The sequence below is a fragment of the Paenibacillus sp. EKM211P genome (assembly GCF_011066175.1).
Lineage (GTDB): Bacteria > Bacillota > Bacilli > Paenibacillales > Paenibacillaceae > Paenibacillus > Paenibacillus polymyxa.
Map to the genome: position 1 here is coordinate 187,192 of NZ_JAAMNS010000009.1, position 16,736 is coordinate 203,927.

General features: G+C 47.5%; 16 protein-coding genes, 1 rRNA gene and 1 riboswitch. Of the genes, 2 read left to right on the forward strand and 15 right to left on the reverse strand.

The annotated features are described in order from the left end of the window. Nucleotides 1-332: 332 nt before the first annotated feature. The 11 genes from purF to G9G57_RS15110 form a co-directional block, all read right to left on the reverse strand. Nucleotides 333-1,814: an amidophosphoribosyltransferase gene (gene purF / locus G9G57_RS15060; protein ID WP_016819770.1), complete on the reverse strand. Its 1,482-nt coding sequence runs from the start codon at nt 1,812-1,814 to the stop codon at nt 333-335. Continuing rightward, entirely contained in the window at nt 1,799-4,042 is a 2,244-nt protein-coding gene (gene purL / locus G9G57_RS15065; RefSeq protein ID WP_164965151.1) for a phosphoribosylformylglycinamidine synthase subunit PurL, read from the reverse strand. The genes purF and purL overlap by 16 nt, the downstream gene beginning before the upstream one ends. Next, nucleotides 4,020-4,709, reverse strand: a complete 690-nt coding sequence (gene purQ, locus G9G57_RS15070; protein ID WP_017426170.1) for a phosphoribosylformylglycinamidine synthase subunit PurQ — start codon at nt 4,707-4,709, stop codon at nt 4,020-4,022. The genes purL and purQ overlap by 23 nt, the downstream gene beginning before the upstream one ends. 4 nt (nt 4,710-4,713) lie before the next feature. Continuing rightward, nucleotides 4,714-4,959, reverse strand: a complete 246-nt coding sequence (gene purS / locus G9G57_RS15075) for a phosphoribosylformylglycinamidine synthase subunit PurS (RefSeq protein WP_164965152.1) — start codon at nt 4,957-4,959, stop codon at nt 4,714-4,716. A gap of 58 nt (nt 4,960-5,017) precedes the next feature. Then, the gene (locus tag G9G57_RS15080; RefSeq protein ID WP_016819767.1) at nt 5,018-5,899 is read right to left on the reverse strand and encodes a phosphoribosylaminoimidazolesuccinocarboxamide synthase; all 882 of its coding nucleotides are present in this window, start codon (nt 5,897-5,899) and stop codon (nt 5,018-5,020) included. Between the two features lie 221 nt (nt 5,900-6,120). Further along, nucleotides 6,121-6,501 (reverse strand): hypothetical protein, encoded by a 381-nt coding sequence (locus tag G9G57_RS15085; protein WP_157776656.1) that lies wholly within the window; start codon nt 6,499-6,501, stop codon nt 6,121-6,123. Nucleotides 6,502-6,516: 15 nt separating this feature from the next. Further along, entirely contained in the window at nt 6,517-7,815 is a 1,299-nt protein-coding gene (purB, locus tag G9G57_RS15090) for an adenylosuccinate lyase (RefSeq protein ID WP_016819766.1), read from the reverse strand. Between the two features lie 2 nt (nt 7,816-7,817). Next, nucleotides 7,818-8,993 (reverse strand): 5-(carboxyamino)imidazole ribonucleotide synthase, encoded by a 1,176-nt coding sequence (purK, locus tag G9G57_RS15095; RefSeq protein WP_017426166.1) that lies wholly within the window; start codon nt 8,991-8,993, stop codon nt 7,818-7,820. Then, a complete protein-coding gene (purE, locus tag G9G57_RS15100; protein WP_013369467.1) occupies nt 8,990-9,475 on the reverse strand; it encodes a 5-(carboxyamino)imidazole ribonucleotide mutase in 486 nt (161 codons plus the stop codon). The genes purK and purE overlap by 4 nt, the downstream gene beginning before the upstream one ends. A gap of 148 nt (nt 9,476-9,623) precedes the next feature. Beyond that, nucleotides 9,624-9,725: riboswitch (purine riboswitch) on the reverse strand. A 348-nt stretch (nt 9,726-10,073) separates the two neighbouring features. Beyond that, entirely contained in the window at nt 10,074-10,508 is a 435-nt protein-coding gene (locus G9G57_RS15105; RefSeq protein WP_013369465.1) for a universal stress protein, read from the reverse strand. Nucleotides 10,509-10,656: 148 nt separating this feature from the next. Next, nucleotides 10,657-10,920 (reverse strand): DUF1294 domain-containing protein, encoded by a 264-nt coding sequence (locus tag G9G57_RS15110; RefSeq protein WP_016819762.1) that lies wholly within the window; start codon nt 10,918-10,920, stop codon nt 10,657-10,659. A 194-nt stretch (nt 10,921-11,114) separates the two neighbouring features. Here G9G57_RS15110 and G9G57_RS15115 point away from each other — a divergent pair, with 194 nt between their 5' ends. Beyond that, complete coding sequence (locus tag G9G57_RS15115) at nt 11,115-11,243, forward strand: DUF4023 family protein (RefSeq protein ID WP_013369463.1); 129 nt, start codon at nt 11,115-11,117, stop codon at nt 11,241-11,243. Between the two features lie 361 nt (nt 11,244-11,604). Then, the gene (locus G9G57_RS15120) at nt 11,605-12,765 is read left to right on the forward strand and encodes a type II asparaginase (RefSeq protein WP_019686167.1); all 1,161 of its coding nucleotides are present in this window, start codon (nt 11,605-11,607) and stop codon (nt 12,763-12,765) included. 182 nt (nt 12,766-12,947) lie between these two features. On the opposite strand, the gene G9G57_RS15125 is transcribed toward G9G57_RS15120, so the two are convergent. The 4 genes from G9G57_RS15125 to rrf form a co-directional block, all read right to left on the reverse strand. Next, on the reverse strand, nt 12,948-13,085 hold the full coding sequence (locus G9G57_RS15125) for a hypothetical protein (RefSeq protein ID WP_016819760.1): 138 nt from the start codon (nt 13,083-13,085) through the stop codon (nt 12,948-12,950). Nucleotides 13,086-13,183: 98 nt separating this feature from the next. Then, entirely contained in the window at nt 13,184-15,319 is a 2,136-nt protein-coding gene (locus G9G57_RS15130; RefSeq protein ID WP_019686166.1) for a DNA topoisomerase III, read from the reverse strand. Between the two features lie 132 nt (nt 15,320-15,451). After that, nucleotides 15,452-16,444 (reverse strand): ketoacyl-ACP synthase III, encoded by a 993-nt coding sequence (locus G9G57_RS15135; protein WP_019686165.1) that lies wholly within the window; start codon nt 16,442-16,444, stop codon nt 15,452-15,454. 215 nt (nt 16,445-16,659) lie between these two features. Beyond that, nucleotides 16,660-16,736, reverse strand: a 5S ribosomal RNA gene (gene rrf / locus G9G57_RS26415); the annotation flags it as partial.

The window sequence follows — 16,736 nt, forward strand, 5'->3', positions numbered from 1 at the left end:
CTTGAGTCAGGCAGCTGCGCCCGCCTGTTAAAAACTCATGGCATGAAATAGTTATGCCATGAGTTTTTAACGGCCTTACCTATCCTCTTCCCTGTGGGAACAGAAGAGGTACAGGCACTGCTGCAAAATGCTGCACACCTGAGGAACGCAGCGGGTGGAAGGATTCTGGAGAAGCGAAGCGCTCGCCTTTGCCGCTGGATTCCAACCCTGTAAGGGGTTAATCCAATCCTGGAATCTGGCGGCAACAGCGATCGTAAGAACCTTCCACACGCGGAGTGGCCCCCTCAGAACCACCATCCCCATGCACCTCTGTTCCTCTTTAGTTCCCTATACTAGCAACTACACCCGAACTTTTCTTCGCCTTTGAAATCTACCTGTGTCGGATAATCATTATCGAAACAAGCCAGGCACAAACCGCCCTTGTAATCCTGTTCGTTATGTCCGCCTACCGCGGCAATCAATCCCTCTGCGCTCATAAAATAGAGCGAATCGGCGTTAATCTCTTGCCGAATTTCCTCCACGGTTTTGGACGAAGCGATCAGTTCCCGACGGTCCGGTGTGTCGATACCGTAGAAGCACGGGTTTTTGAAAGGCGGTGAGGTAATTCGTACATGTACTTCCAAAGCGCCCGCATCCCGCAGCATATTTACGATTCGACGAGATGTGGTGCCCCGAACGATAGAGTCGTCGATCATAATGACCCGTTTACCTTCAACAACACGGCGTACGGCGCTCAGCTTCATTTTCACACCCTGCTCGCGCAGCTCCTGACTCGGTTGAATAAAGGTACGCCCAGTGTATTTATTTTTAATCATGCCCAGCTCATAGGGAATACCTGTTTGTTCTGCATAACCAATTGCAGCCGATATGCTGGAATCCGGTACACCGGTAACCAAATCTGCATCGACAAAAGCCTCTAGCGCCATCTGGCTGCCCATTCGTTTACGTGCTGCATGAAGATTAGAACCATTCAAGTCACTGTCAGGACGAGCAAAATAAATATACTCCATCGCACACAGCGCTTTACGCTGCTTATCTTCCGTATAACGGTCTTCGTGCAGTCCGTTTTTATCCAGAACTAGCAGTTCACCTGGCTCGATATCGCGCAACAGTTCTGCACCAATGGTTTCCAAGGCACAAGACTCGGATGCAAACAAATAAGCATCGCCCAATCTGCCCATCGTCAATGGACGCAAGCCGTTGGGATCAGAAGCCACAAGCAGCTTGTCATTGGTCATAATAAGGAAAGCAAACCCACCGACAATACGCTTTAATGCATCCTTGGCAGCCTCCACTAAATCCTTGGACGACCGAGCGATCAAATGTGCTACTACTTCGGTATCGCTGGTTGTTTGAAAAATAGACCCACCCTGCTCCAGTTCATGCCGAATTTGCAAAGCATTTACGATATTTCCGTTCGTCGCTACCGCCAAATCACCATCACGATACTTGAACACCAAAGGCTGTGCATTCGTCAGCTTACTGTCTCCACTTGTCGAGTAGCGCACATGTCCTATGGCAATGTCGCCTGTCAACGAAGCCAGCAAGTCTTTATTAAATACTTCTTTGACAAGTCCCATTCCACGATGATAATGGAATTCGTCGCCACTGCTCACACAGATCCCTGCACTTTCTTCACCACGATGCTGAAGCGCGTGCAAGCCGTAATAGGCTAGGGAAGCGGCATCGGAGTGTCTGTACACCCCGAATACGCCGCATTCCTCTTTTAATTTATCAAACAGCCCCTCTTTACCCGAGCCTTCATTATAATAATCTCCAGTCCACAACGTCCGTGCTGTTATTTCATCAGACATGGAATGACATCCTCCCAGATTTGCTTCAAACTGGCGACTGCCTCGTTCAAAGCGGGTTGTCCGTTCACCTCAACTGTCAATTGTGATCCTTCAACTTTTCCCAATACGGTAACTGGTACTTCCAGTCCACGCAGATGTGCTTCTAGCGCAGACGCTTTATCCGGTGATGCAGATAACAAAATGCGGGATTGACTTTCGCTGAATAAAGCATGGTCAGGGCGCAAAGACGTTTCTACGTTAACCTGTGCTCCCAATCCGCCGCTAATTCCAGATTCGGCAAGTGTTACAGCCAAACCGCCCTCTGCCAGATCATGTGCGGATTGTACCAATCCGGCCTGAATCGCTCCTAGTACCGCAGTCAGCAGTTTTTTCTCTACATTCAAATCGAGCTCAGGCGGACGTCCTTCGGATACACCGTGCACGATAGCCTGGAACTCACTGCCTCCTAGCTCAGCCTTCGTCTCTCCCACTAGGAAAATGACGTCGCCTTCGGCCTTGAAGCCTTGTGTCGTAATATGATCTGTATCATGTACGAGACCTACCATGCCGACTACAGGCGTTGGATAAATTGCACCTTTGGCATTCTCGTTGTACAAGCTGACATTTCCTCCGATGACAGGAGTATCCAGCACACGGCATGCTTCTGCCATACCGTCAACGGCCTTTTCCATTTGCCAGAAAATATCCGGCTTTTCAGGGTTACCGAAGTTTAGGTTGTCCGTAATCGCCAAAGGCTCTCCGCCGGAGCATACAATATTACGAGCTGCTTCGCTGACTGCAATTCGTCCGCCTACCTCTGGATCCAGGTATACATAACGTCCGTTACAATCTGTAGTCATCGCAAGTCCCTTGCGGGTGCCACGTACGGTCACTACAGCTGCATCCGAGCCCGGACGAACGGCCGTACTGGTGCGAACCATGTAATCATATTGCTCGTATACCCATTTCTTGCTAGCTACACTTGGTGAAGATAGCACCTTTTTCAGCGCGCCGTTCAAGTCCGTTACTTCTGCATACCGAAGTGTGTCAATCGCAGCATTTTGCTCATAATAAGCAGGGACTTCGGAAGGTTTGTCATAGATCGGACACTCGTCAACCAGCGCCGTCACTGGCATATCACCCACCACTTCACCGTGATGGAACAAACGCAAACGACCGTCATCCGTCACTTTACCGACCTTGGCACAAATGACGCCCCAACGCTCGAAAATTTCAAGCGCCTGTGCTTCATCCTTTGGCTCAACCACGAACAGCATACGCTCCTGTGATTCGGACAGCATCATTTCATAAGGTGTCATGCCCTCTTCACGCTGCGGTACCTGATCCAGATACAGCTCAAGACCGTTGCCCGCCTTACTTGCCATTTCGGCACTGGAGCAGGTAAGTCCCGCTGCGCCCATATCCTGAATACCCAGTACAATACCGCTGTCGATCAGTTCCAGACATGATTCCATAACCAGCTTCTCCATAAATGGATCGCCTACTTGAACCGCAGTCCGATTCGCTTCGGATTCCTCTGTCAGCTCAACGGATGCGAAAGTTGCTCCATGAATCCCGTCACGTCCTGTTGGTGGGCCTACGTAGAACACCGGGTTACCAACCCCTTTTGCCACACCACGTTGGATTTTATCATGGTCAATCAGTCCAACACACATTGCATTAACGAGCGGATTGCCTTCGTAGCTTTCGTCAAATACAACCTCTCCACCCACGGTCGGAATACCGATACAGTTCCCGTAGCCCGCAATACCCGATACCACATGCTCGAACAAATATTTCACACGGTCGCTCTCCAGCTTGCCAAAACGCAGCGAGTTCAAAACGGCAACAGGTCTTGCGCCCATGGAAAAAATATCACGGATGATGCCGCCTACCCCAGTTGCTGCCCCTTGGAAAGGCTCTACAGCGGATGGATGGTTATGACTTTCGATTTTAAATACAACTGCTTGGTTGTCTCCAATATCAACAATCCCTGCTCCTTCACCGGGTCCCATCAGAACTCGCGGACCGCTCGTCGGGAAACGTCTCAGCAACGGCTTGGAGTTTTTGTAAGCACAATGCTCTGACCACATAACACTGAACACGCCAATCTCCGTATAATTCGGCTGACGCCCCATGAATTCGCAGATCAGCGCATATTCACTGTCCGACACACCCATCTGCTGATACAGTTTATGTTCGGCAATCTGCTCTGCCGTCGGTTCCTTAGCGGACACTTGCTGCGCCATGACGATCCCTCCAAGCATTCAAAATAGATGTAAACATACGTTTGCCGTCATCCGTTCCAAGCAATGCGTCCACTGCGCGTTCCGGGTGGGGCATCATGCCCAGCACGTTACCTTGTTCATTACAAATCCCTGCAATATCCGTCATGGAACCATTGGGATTATCTTTATACGTAAATACGATCTGATTGTTCGCCTGCAAACGAGCCAGCGTCTCATCATCACAGTAATAGTTGCCTTCACCATGTGCGATCGGAATAATGATCTCTTCACCAGCAGCATAATCTCTTGTAAAAGGCGTTTGGTTATTCGCAACCTGCAACACCGTATCACGGCAAAGGAATTTCATCGACAGATTACGGCGCAAAGCTCCTGGCAACAGCCCGGCTTCGGTCAAAATTTGAAAACCGTTGCAAATCCCCAAAATATATTTGCCCTCGGCAGCTGCTTTGGCTACTTCCTTCATCACCGGAGCAAACCTGGAAATCGCACCACACCGCAGATAATCCCCGTAGGAGAAGCCTCCCGGAACAAGAATACAATCGTAAGGTGACAGATCCGTTGCCGTATGCCAAACATAATCGACAGGTTCACCGACCGTGTCCTCTATCGCCTTATAGCAGTCAATATCACAGTTGGAGCCCGGAAAAACCAGAACTGCAAAATTCATGGAATCAGCCCTCCAGTTCGTAGCGGTAGTCTTCAATGACCGTGTTGGCCAACAGCTTTTCACACATCTCGATGACGCGTTTCTCTGCACTCTCGCGGTCTGTTGTATCCAGATTCAGTTCCATATACTTACCAATTCTGACGCTGTCCACTTCTCCGAAACCCATAGAATGCAGTGCGCCTTGCACCGCGACCCCCTGCGGGTCCAAAACGCTTTGCTTTATCGTGACATAGACTGTTACTTTCATCATGTTCCTTCAGTTCCTCCTCCGAATGAGTGAATCCTATTGGTTGAATTATGATTACTATTTACTGTGCCGTCAGACGCCGCCAAATATCCGTATATCTTGCAGTTGTTTCTTCTACGACCTCAGCAGGCAATGGATCGGGCTTGCTGTTCTTGTCCCAACCGGAGGCTGCCAAATAGCTTCGCACCGGCTCCTTGTCCATGCTATCAATCTCAACATCCAGCTCATACTTCTCCTGTGCCCAGAAACGAGATGAATCCGGAGTGAAAATTTCATCAATCAAAATCACCTTGCCATCAACAAGTCCAAACTCGAACTTGCAATCCGCTAAAATGATTCCTCGCTTTTCGCAGAAAGCACGCGCAAATTCATACAATGCCAAGCTTTTTTCCTCAAGTTCACCTGTTAGCTGGGCCCCGACCAGTTCCTTCATTTGATGAAGGGAAATGTCCTCGTCGTGACCGACATCGTTTTTGGCAGCCGGTGTAAATAGAGGCTTGGGAAAGCGTTCATTCTTACGTAGCCCCTTAGGCAATGGAATACCGTTTACCTCACCGGTCTGTTCATATTGACGCCAGCCGCCTCCGGTAATATATCCGCGCACCACACACTCGATGTCGATGCGTTCAGCCTTCAGCGTGACCATGATCCGATCCTTTAGCAGCTCTTTATTCTGTTCGTCGATGACATGTCCGAGCTTGTTTACATCGGTATGCACGACATGGTTTTCCAGCAGGTCTTTCGTCTGCTCGAACCAGAAAGTACTGAGCTTGTTCAGAACATTCCCCTTTTCCGGTACAGGCGGCTCCAACACATAATCAAAAGCTGAAATCCGATCTGTCACGACAATCAGAAAATGTTCTCCGAGATCATACAACTCACGCACTTTGCCTTTGTACAAAAGCGGCGCATGAATCAGACCTTCGGCGGTAGACAATGACATTTCATTACACCTCTTTCAAAAGAGTATGGCCCCTCCTAAATCGAGCCTTTGCCCCTCCTAAATCCTCCCCTCAGGGAGGACCCCCAGGGCTGCTGCCCTCGGGACTCCCGCAAGGGTTGGCTAATGGGCAAGGTGAGGGCGAGTATTTTGTAGCTATGGTGAAGTGAGCGCGTTTCGCTGGATGAAGGCTTGTTCGCACAAGCCCTCATCCAGCAACGCTTTTACGTTGGTGCGAACGGCTGGCTCAAGGCTTCGCTTCTTGAGCCTGTGCGTGCTCGTGAGGACTGCCGGCTGTTTGCTGCGCAAATTCGGCAACCCCCACGAGCACGTGGTCTGTGATAGAAAAGCAGTGGAACACGCTTTTCTATCGCTCTTGGGAAGGTGCGGCATCTTATGTGCCGCACCTCCCCTAGCTCTGCTCCCACACGAAGGTTGGTGCTGGAAGCAGCGGAGCGGACGGAATCGTTCTGGAGAAGCGTTAGCGCTTGCCTTTGCCCCTGGATTCCAACCTTTGCAGATTTTCCAGGAAACCAGGGGCAACAGCAATCGGAAGAATGATCCGTTCGCGCAGCGGCCTCATCACGCTCCTGAGCCTCTCCCAAGCACCAAACCGTCCTCTACTCCCCTAATCCCAACTTTTTAAAGATCGTATCCACGTTCTTCAAATGCCAAGCCGGGTTGAACGCATCCTCGATTTCATCCGGACTGAGCACGGCAGTAATTTCCGGAGTCGCCTCGACAATTTCGCGGAACTGGCGTTGCTCTTCCCATGCCTGCATCGCACGCGGTTGTACGGTATCGTAAGCTTTTTCACGACTAAAGCCCTTGTCGATCAGCTTCGTCATAATGCGGCCGGAGAATGGTACACCATACGTACGCGCCATATTGCGCTTCATATTTTCAGGGAAGACCGTCAGATTTTTCACGATATTGCCAAAACGGTTCAGCATATAGTTCAACAGCATCGTTGCATCTGGCAGAATGATACGTTCTACAGAAGAATGCGAAATGTCGCGTTCATGCCACAACGTTACGTTCTCATACGCCGATACCATATGCCCACGAATCACACGTGCCAGACCGGAGATGTTTTCACTTCCGATCGGATTGCGTTTATGTGGCATCGCGGAAGATCCTTTTTGACCTTTGGCAAAAGCTTCTTCCACCTCACGGAATTCACTCTTTTGCAATGCACGGACTTCTGTAGCAAACTTGTCCAACGATGTGGCGATCAACGCCAACGTGGCCATGTATTCAGCATGACGGTCGCGCTGGAGCGTTTGTGTAGAAATCGGGGCAGGCTTGGTGCCGAGCTTGCGGCATACGAATTCTTCCACAGCCGGGTCGATGTTGGCGTATGTTCCGACCGCACCGGACATTTTACCGTATTGTACTTGGTCAGCAGCATAGCGGAAACGTTCCAGATTGCGCTTCATTTCCTCGTACCACAAGGCCATTTTCAGTCCAAATGTGGTCGGCTCAGCATGCACTCCATGTGTACGTCCCATCATCGGTGTGTGCTTGTAAGCCAATGCTTTTTCCTTCAAAATTTCAATAAAATTCAGAATATCTCGTTCCAGAATTTCATTCGCCTGCTTTAACAGATAGCCCAGAGCCGTATCAACCACGTCTGTAGAGGTTAGGCCATAATGTACCCATTTGCGCTCGTCGCCAAGACTTTCGGATACCGTGCGGGTAAAAGCAATGACATCATGTCTTGTCTCCTGCTCAATTTCATAGATCCGTTCAATATCAAAGCTTGCATTTTTACGCAGAGCCACGGTATCTTCTTTTGGGATAACCCCTAACTCAGCCCATGCTTCACAGGCACACAGTTCTACTTCCAGCCAAGCTTTAAATTTATTTTCTTCCGTCCAAATCGCTCTCATTTCCGGTCTGCTATAGCGTTCGATCATGACTATTTATTCCCCCAAATATTGGTTTGATCAATCCATTCCAGTGCTTGTTCCGTATCCTGGCACAACAGATTAATATGTCCCATCTTTCGGCCTGGCTTGGCTTCACTTTTTCCATACAAATGCAGCTTTGGTACAACACTCAATCCTTCAGCTTCAGCATCTGATTGTCCGAATCTTCGAATTACGTCCTCCAAATGCTCACCTAGTACATTGACCATCACCACCGGAGTCAGCAGCTTCGTGTTGCCCAGTGGCAAACCACAAATCGCACGTATATGTTGCTCAAATTGCGAGGTGGCGCAACCCTCCATCGTGTAATGGCCGGAGTTATGGGGTCGTGGTGCCAACTCATTAACGTATAATTGTCCGTCTTCGGTGACAAACATCTCCACAGCTAGCAGTCCCACCGCATCCAATGACTCCGCCACAGCCAGCGCCAATTTGCGTGCTTCCTCCTGGACAGCTTCAGGTACGCGTGCGGGTACAATCGACGTGTGCAAAATATTGTTCACGTGGATGTTTTCCGCAGGTGGAAAGGCTTTGGCTTCACCGTTCGTGCTGCGAGCTACAATCACCGAGATTTCGCAGCGAAAACGGATGAACTGTTCCAACACCAGTTCCGCACCGCTTCCAGCCAGTTGCTCGTAGGCATTCGTGGCTTCCTCCGATTGGCGAATGACCACTTGGCCCTTGCCATCATAACCGCCGACTGCTGTTTTGAGCACACACGGCACACCCAGTTCGGCTACCGCTTGAACCATATCGGCAGGACTGCTAATTTCACGATATGGAGCAACAGGAACACCAGCTGCTTCAATAGAACGTTTTTCCCGCAGACGATGCTGTGTCGTGTACAAAAGACTGCTGCCCTGCGGTACACTGGATTCCTGTTCCAAAAGTGCGGCTACACCCGCATCCACATTTTCAAACTCATACGTGATCACGTCACACCGTTCAGCCAGTTCTCTGGCCGCGTGCTCATCATCATAGGCAGCACGGATTTGTTCTGACACCTGTCCACACGGACTATCCGGTGCAGGGTCCAGTGTCACGAAGCGATAGCCTAGGTTAGTTCCTGCCAGTACAAGCATTCTGCCTAATTGTCCGCCTCCCAAAATTCCAATCACTGTGCCAGGAGGGCGAATACGGCCAGCGGATTCACATGCTTCATTCATAGCGAGTCACTGCCTTCCAGTACCTCGTCACGGATACGGTCGCGTCTTGCCACAACCCGCTGACTTATCTTTTCGTCAAAAGCACCTAATATTTGTGCAGCCAGCAACCCTGCGTTGGTAGAGCCTGCCTTACCGATTGCCACAGTGGCGACTGGAATACCACCCGGCATCTGCACAATGGAGAGCAGGGAGTCCAGACCATTCAGAGCCTTCGACTGGACAGGCACACCAATCACTGGCAAGGAGGTCTTCGCAGCTACCATTCCCGGCAGATGTGCAGCCCCACCCGCTCCAGCAATAATGACCTTTAGTCCGCGCCCGGCGGCCTCTTCTGCAAAACGAAACATTAAATCCGGTGTACGATGGGCTGAAACTACTTTTTTCTCATATCCGATTTCAAGCTCGTCCAGCACAGCACATGCATGTTGCATGGTGTCCCAGTCTGATGTGCTGCCCATAATGACAGCGACCTGCACTGACATGTCCTTCACTCCCTGTTTATCAATAAGCGCCAAAAATCCGGCACTCGAAAATAACGTTATTTTCAAGACACCGGACTACGAAAAAACAAACGACAGAGCCTCTTAAAGGCATGCCAAAAGCAAGCCTGTTCCACCGCATCCAATGCGGCTTCAGCCGTATGTCTCCCGTAGTCCGGAAATTTAAGGTTTCCAGGTAGAAACTTCCGGGCCATATCCCCGGCATTATACGAGTCAGGATTGTGCTTACTCCATACCCAACGATATACTTTCCCAGCATAATCGTGATGGATTTCGGCTCCAACATGTGTACCTAATTAAATTGTACCTAAAGTTCATTTTTTATCGACAATACACTTCATAGTTTAACAATTCCCTACACCCTGTGTCAACTTGAAAACGAACATTGTCATAATGATACAATTTAATGTTCGTGTTTAACAAAAACCAAGCCCTTTATATGCATACCTCAGGACTATTGTATTACATTTAGCTATCACTCTACCTACACTGGTAACGGCCAGCAATACATCTTTCCAACAAAAATAAAAAGCCGGCACTTCCTGTACAGGTAGTGATCCGACTTTTGCTTTTTACTTCGTTATTTTACGACCAGCACGGGGATACGTGCATGCTGCACCACATTGTGACTTACGCTACCTAATACAAATTCACGAATACCACCCAATCCGCGACTGCCAATCACAATCACATCGAAGCCATTCTCATTGGCATAATCCAAAATGACTTCGGCCGGCGAACCTTGAATCAGCTCTACCTTGGCGTCTACACCTTGCTCAGCAAGCCGCTTTTTAACTTCATCCGTAGTTTGCTCAGCCAAATCATAATACTCTTTATTCACCGAAGCTGGAATTGGAGCCAAACCTTCGCCCATAAAAATCCGCGGGAAATCGAATGCTGTCACTACCTCAAGCTTCGAGGAGGGTGATGCCTTCACCAATTCAGCCGCCTTCAATAAAGCTTTGTTGGAAGCATCCGAACCGTCATAAGCAAGCAATACTTTTGAAAATAGCATAATACGCACCTCTTCCGAATTCAGTTTGTTAAATCAAAGCCTGAAATTATGTATTCCTGTGGTTGTTCACTTCATACATCATGTAATGGCTGAGAATAGCCTTCTCAATCATCATTAAACTTCCCTATGAGAAGCTAAACTCCCAGCCTTAGCGTAAAAAATACCCATAGAGCAATGCGTTAATGAATAGCAACACAGGAATACCTAATCTGAAGGTCATATGCCGTGTTTTATGGCGTTTGCGGTACATCGCAATGAGTACACCCAATGCGCCCCCGATCAGGGCCAGCAAAAACAACGTCCGTTCAGGTACACGATCACGGTGTTTACGTGCTCTCTTTTTATCTTCCGACATTACCAGATAGCCTACTGCATTAATGAACAGTAGCCATACCAACAAGCCTGTCTGCAATGTCTCTCCTCCTTTTGCACACCGTACCAGTTTCAGGTATTAGGACTTATATAGGGCTCTCTTCTTCATTATAACCTCACCCCTTTTATAGAAACAACGCCTTCTCTGACTGGGAAAACGTTTTTGCGGAAATAGTAACGGTGTATGAGGGCAATTCCCGAGTGCATTTATTTTGTCTTAAAGGAGGAACTACGATGGAAAGCACCCATGAATACGTTGAAAAGCTACGAGAAAATGCAAAAAAGGCAGAACGTAACCGTAAACAAGGAAAAGGAACTCCCAGCGCTAGCTTGCCAACAAAACAGCATAGCAAAAACCCCTGATCATGGAATCTGTATTCAACTGTAGAACCATGTAAATACCGTAAAACATCAACTCCACCTTGTCACTCTCATTAAATGAAATTAAAGGTACACTCAGTTGTTCACCTTTTATCAAAAACAACAAGCAGACTCCTTATGAGTTTTCTGCTTGTTGTTTTCTTTTATAATTATTTTCCATTTAGCTGTATTTAAAGCGATTACATATATAAAAACGAGTTTTAAAGTTATATTTTCTAACATATATATTGACTAAAAACGATTTTACACCCTATAATGCGTGATATTAACGTAATTCGACAAAATATTTGTCAGTTAATCTATCATTAATATTTCAAGGTTTAAGATTGGAGAGGAGCTTTATATGACTAACATGAAAAAAATGACAATGATTCCCCTGTTGGCCGGCTTTATTCTCGGAAGTACCTTATGGAGTGGTGGATTTACTGCTAACGCTGCGGCAGCAGCTACAACCAGCACAACGGTATCTACTTCTAACACTACAACTTCAGACAAATCTGAAAATCCACAAACTAATCATTTACCCAATATTAAAATACTAGCCACAGGAGGGACCATTGCAGGGTCATCCTCCGTCAACACGGATACAACTGGCTACAAAGCAGGCGCATTAGGTGTTGAAACCTTAATCAATGCCGTTCCTGAGATGAAAAGTATTGCAAATGTCAGTGGTGAGCAAGTGGTTAACGTGGGTAGCCCCGATGTTAATAATGAAATCCTCTTAAAACTTGCCAAACGCACCAACGAACTGCTTGCCAGAGACGATGTAGACGGTATTGTCATTACCCATGGTACAGATACATTGGAAGAAACGGCATACTTCCTTAACCTTGTCGTTAAGAGCGATAAGCCTGTAGTTGTTGTTGGCTCTATGCGCCCAGCTACTGCCATCAGTGCCGATGGTCCATTCAACCTTTATAATGCTGTAAAAGTTGCCGGAGCTTCGGCCTCCAAAGGCCAAGGTGTACTCGTATTGCTGAACGATCGCATCGGTGCAGCAAGATACATCACAAAAACGAACACAACTGCAGTCGATACGTTCAAGTCTGTGGAGCAGGGCTACCTTGGAGCTGTAGTGGGCGATCAAGTATACTACTACAACAAATCCACTCATAAGCATACGACTTCTTCTGTATTCGACGTCTCTAATCTCACCCAACTGCCGCAAGTAGATATTCTATACGAGTATCAAAACAACGGTCGCTACCTGTATGATGCTGCCGTAGCAGCTGGCGCCAAGGGCATAGTGGTCGCTGGTTCCGGTAATGGTTCCTTATCCAAGACCTCCTCAGAAGGCGCAGAGGCCGCAGGCAAAAAAGGAGTTATTATTGCCCGCTCCAGCCGCGTAGGAAGTGGAGTTGTGTCCCCATCGACAAAAGACGCAGCATCGAACTTTGTGTCCACCGATTCGCTCAATCCGCAAAAAGCACGGATTTTACTCATGCTCGCTTTGACCCAGACGCATGATGTTAATCAAATCCAATCTTTCTTTAATGAATACTAAGGGCAGTTATTCCAAACCAAATAAATATAACTTCATTATTATAAAAAAGAAGCAGCAGTTACGGTTGACCACCGTACTGCTGCTTCTTTTATGCAAGACAATGTCTGGCACCCATAACGATTACATCTGGTATCCAAACGTCTTGGTCTTATACAGCCATTCGTTTTCCCTTACAGGTAGCATTAAGACTGCTGTTTGGGAATCCCATTCAAGCTTGGAGGATATTTAGCTTGCTTCTCTGGATGAGCAGCGATTTCTTCCTCCAGTATACTTGATTTATTTTGCTGATTATTGATTTTAAGCGGCTTATGTTTGGGCATAAATACTCACCTCCTCGGATTACCATGCCAAGGAGTAAGCTTTTTTATACCGACATACGCCTGCTAATTGTGTAGCTTGAAGCACGCTCTGGCAATCTTTATTCGCCCTGCTTTTGCTCCATTGCTGCTTTTAGCAAATCACCCAAGCTGGAGCCAAAAGATTCCTTCTTTTCAAACTGTTTTACCAGCTTTTGTTGTTCCCGCTTGTTTACCCGTTGCTTGTCCTTATCTAGCGTCTCCGTAATGCCACAGGATAAGCATCTTACATACAAACCTGCCTTGCCCTCTTTCATTTCCATTTTCTTATGACACTGCGGACAACGTCGATTGGACAAGCGTTTTTCGCCTGAACGACGGTAACCGCAATCCGCACTTGGACATACAAGAAACTTCCCTTTCTTACCTTTTTTCTCCAACAACTTTGTACCACAATCCGGACAATGGCTATTCGTTACGTTATGGGGCTTGTACTCAGCGCTGCTATTTTTCACAGTAGAAACCAATTCTTTCGCCATAGCACGGATAGAATTCAAAAATGGCTCAGGTTGTCCTTGACCACGGGCGATCCGTTCTAACTCCGCTTCCCATTGTGCCGTCAATTCGGGCGTTCGCAGCTGTGGAGCCGCCAGTTCGATCAGTTGCTTGCCTTTGCCAGTTGGATGCATCACGTTCCCCTGGCGCTCTATCGTATCCGAGCTGACGAGTTTCTCGATCAGATCTGCACGGGTGGCTGGAGTACCCAGGCCATGCTTTTCCATCTGAGCCAGCAGGGCTGCTTCTGTATACCGCTTCGGCGGCGTTGTTCGTCCAGCTCGTACAATACAACGCTGCAATTGGACGGAGTCTCCTTTTTTCAGCTCAGGCAAAATAACGCCCCGTCCATTACTTTCACGGTCATCTGTCTCTTCCTCGTCCCATTCATAATGACTTTCGTCATACACAGCACGCCAACCGCTATCTTTTATGGTTGTACCTTTTACCTGAAATGTTTCCTGCCCCACCATGACCGATACAGCTACAGCATCATAACGTGCAGGTGGGTAGAACAGACTGATAAAACGGCGTGCAATCAGATCATACAGCTTACGCTCCTCTGGGCTTAACTGATTAAGCAATAACGTCTGCTCAGTAGGAATAATCGCATGGTGATCTGTGACTTTACTGTCATCTACAACTCGTTTTGTGATTGGCAATTTGTTACGCAATAGCGGACGTGCTAAAGAAGCATACGGACCCACGGCTACGCTACTGAGCCTTTCCTTAAGGGAATCCACCATATCGGAGGTAAGATAACGACTGTCTGTACGTGGATAGGTCACCAGCTTATGCTGCTCATATAGACGCTGAAGAACATTAGACGTCTGCTTGGCCGAGAAGCCGTAGCGCTGGTTAGCATCTCTTTGCAGCTCAGTTAGGTCATACGCGAGCGGGTGAGGCTCGCTTTTTTTACTTTTTTTAACACTCACAACTGTACCTTTGGCCCCCTCAAGCCTGCGGCGCAAAGTCTCTGCCTGAGTACGGTCAAACATACGTGAATCCCCATTTTCTGCACGCCATGTTGCCTGAAAATGACCAAAATCCGCCGTCAACGTATCATATTCTTGAGAACGAAACTGGGTGATCTCTTTCTCACGTTCCATAATCATCCCCAGTGTCGGTGTCTGTACTCTTCCAGCCGAAAGCTGGGCGTTATAACGAACCGTTAACGCGCGGGTTACATTGAGACCAATCATCCAGTCTGCTTCAGCCCTACAGCGAGCCGATTCATATAAACGATCAAACTGCTGGCCAGGCAATAATTTCGCGAAACCTGCCTTAATTGCCTTATCCGTCTGCGAGGAAATCCATAAACGCCGGAAAGGCTTTCTCCAGTTTGCCATTTGTATAATCCAACGCGCCAACAATTCTCCTTCACGAGCAGCATCTGTTGCCACGATAAGTTCTCCAATGTCCTGTCGTTTCATCAGCTGCTGTACAGCTTTGAACTGATGATTGCTCTCCCGCAATACCTTTAACTTGGAGTTCTTCGGAAGAATGGGCAAGTCCTCTAAGTTCCAATTCGCATACTTAGAATCGTAATCCTCAGGCTCTGCTAATCCGACCAAATGACCCAGTGCCCATGTCACTACATACTTAGGTCCTTCTATATAACTTTTATGCTTCTCACGGCTGCCCATCACACGTGCAATCTCTCTGGCCACGGATGGTTTTTCTGCCAATACCAATACCTTCATGTTACGCTCCTTTCTCTCATAATGTTAATTATACCATCCTGCCATCTTACGATAAATCTAATGCCAACCAACGTCTCTTTATTAACACGATCTTTACACACTATTACTATTGCTTATGCATTAGTTAGCAGCTTACAAATCAGGCACACTCCATTTTAATAACAGACCCGCATACGTCAGGCCACCCCCGAATCCATATAACACCACATGTTGTCCATATCTTAAACGCCCATCATCCAATCCACACTGTAAAGCCAACGGAATGGACGCCGCCGAAGTGTTGCCATAAAACTCTACACTCGTCAGCGTCTTTTCTAAAGGTACTGCACTCTTTTCACATATGGACTCAATCATTCTCAGATTAGCGCTATGAGGTACAAACCAGTCAAGATCCTCTTTCCCCATATTTGCCTTATCCATTAATCGCTCGATTCCTGCTGGGACAGAGCGTACAGCCCATTTATAAACCTCACGTCCATTTTGAGCGATAAAACCATTATCTTGCAGCTTCTCTCCATCCAAATAGTTAGATAATCCTGCGCGATAAAGATGTGCTCCTCCTTGCCCAAAGGTTCCTATATCTGAAGTCAAAAACGACCCTTCATCCTCGTCATATTCAACAAGTGCAACCCCTGCTCCATCTCCAAAAAGAACACATGTCGTCCGGTCCGTATAATCTGTAATTTTGGATAATGTTTCGGCTCCAATCACTAGTACCTTGCGATGTAGACCACCCGTAATCAGACCATTTGCCAAATGAAGTCCATAGGCAAAGCCTGCACATGCAGCACTAACATCCATTGACCCTGTATTGGGAATATTAAAATAAGCCTGAATACGGGAAGCCGTACTTGGAAAATAGTAATCAGGTGTACTCGTCGCTACAATGATCATGTCAACATCGTCCACATTTACGTTATAAAGGTTAACCATACGTTTAATAGCTTGTATACATAAATCAGATACATACTGATCTTCGGCCGCGATTCGTCGTTCCCGCATACCCGTTCGTTGTACAATCCACTCGTCACTAGTCTCCACAAGCTTCTCCAAGTCGGCGTTCGTCAAAATCCGTTCAGGTACATAAGTACCAAGGGCCGTTAACTTTGCTTTTGAATTCAACAATCTGATCACTCTCCTTTATAATCCTTATTCATATTATAACACCAGATACTAATACCTGGTACTAATTTTCTTTAAAAAATGTCTATCTATTTACTAGCTAATATCCACAGATTCAGTCGAACTTATAACTAACTTAAACTAATTAAAAATTCTACTGATATTTAACACAAAAAAGGACCATGATCTCAAGAAGATCATGGTCCTTTTTACTTGTTGCTTGGCGGCGTCCTACTCTCCCAGGACCCTGCGGTCCAAGTACCATCGGCGCTGGAGGGCTTAACGGTCGTGTTCG

Coding starts and splice junctions, on each gene's coding strand:
- purK (WP_017426166.1), bottom strand. CDS start 8,993: ATGAATGAAGCATGTGAATCCGCTGGCCGTATTCGCCCTCCTGGCACA.
- G9G57_RS15115 (WP_013369463.1), top strand. CDS start 11,115: ATGGAAAGCACCCATGAATACGTTGAAAAGCTACGAGAAAATGCAAAA.
- purL (WP_164965151.1), bottom strand. CDS start 4,042: ATGGCGCAGCAAGTGTCCGCTAAGGAACCGACGGCAGAGCAGATTGCC.
- G9G57_RS15080 (WP_016819767.1), bottom strand. CDS start 5,899: ATGTCATTGTCTACCGCCGAAGGTCTGATTCATGCGCCGCTTTTGTAC.
- G9G57_RS15125 (WP_016819760.1), bottom strand. CDS start 13,085: ATGCCCAAACATAAGCCGCTTAAAATCAATAATCAGCAAAATAAATCA.
- purE (WP_013369467.1), bottom strand. CDS start 9,475: ATGTCAGTGCAGGTCGCTGTCATTATGGGCAGCACATCAGACTGGGAC.
- G9G57_RS15120 (WP_019686167.1), top strand. CDS start 11,605: ATGACTAACATGAAAAAAATGACAATGATTCCCCTGTTGGCCGGCTTT.
- G9G57_RS15130 (WP_019686166.1), bottom strand. CDS start 15,319: ATGAAGGTATTGGTATTGGCAGAAAAACCATCCGTGGCCAGAGAGATT.
- purQ (WP_017426170.1), bottom strand. CDS start 4,709: ATGAATTTTGCAGTTCTGGTTTTTCCGGGCTCCAACTGTGATATTGAC.
- G9G57_RS15105 (WP_013369465.1), bottom strand. CDS start 10,508: ATGCTATTTTCAAAAGTATTGCTTGCTTATGACGGTTCGGATGCTTCC.
- purB (WP_016819766.1), bottom strand. CDS start 7,815: ATGATCGAACGCTATAGCAGACCGGAAATGAGAGCGATTTGGACGGAA.
- purS (WP_164965152.1), bottom strand. CDS start 4,959: ATGATGAAAGTAACAGTCTATGTCACGATAAAGCAAAGCGTTTTGGAC.
- purF (WP_016819770.1), bottom strand. CDS start 1,814: ATGTCTGATGAAATAACAGCACGGACGTTGTGGACTGGAGATTATTAT.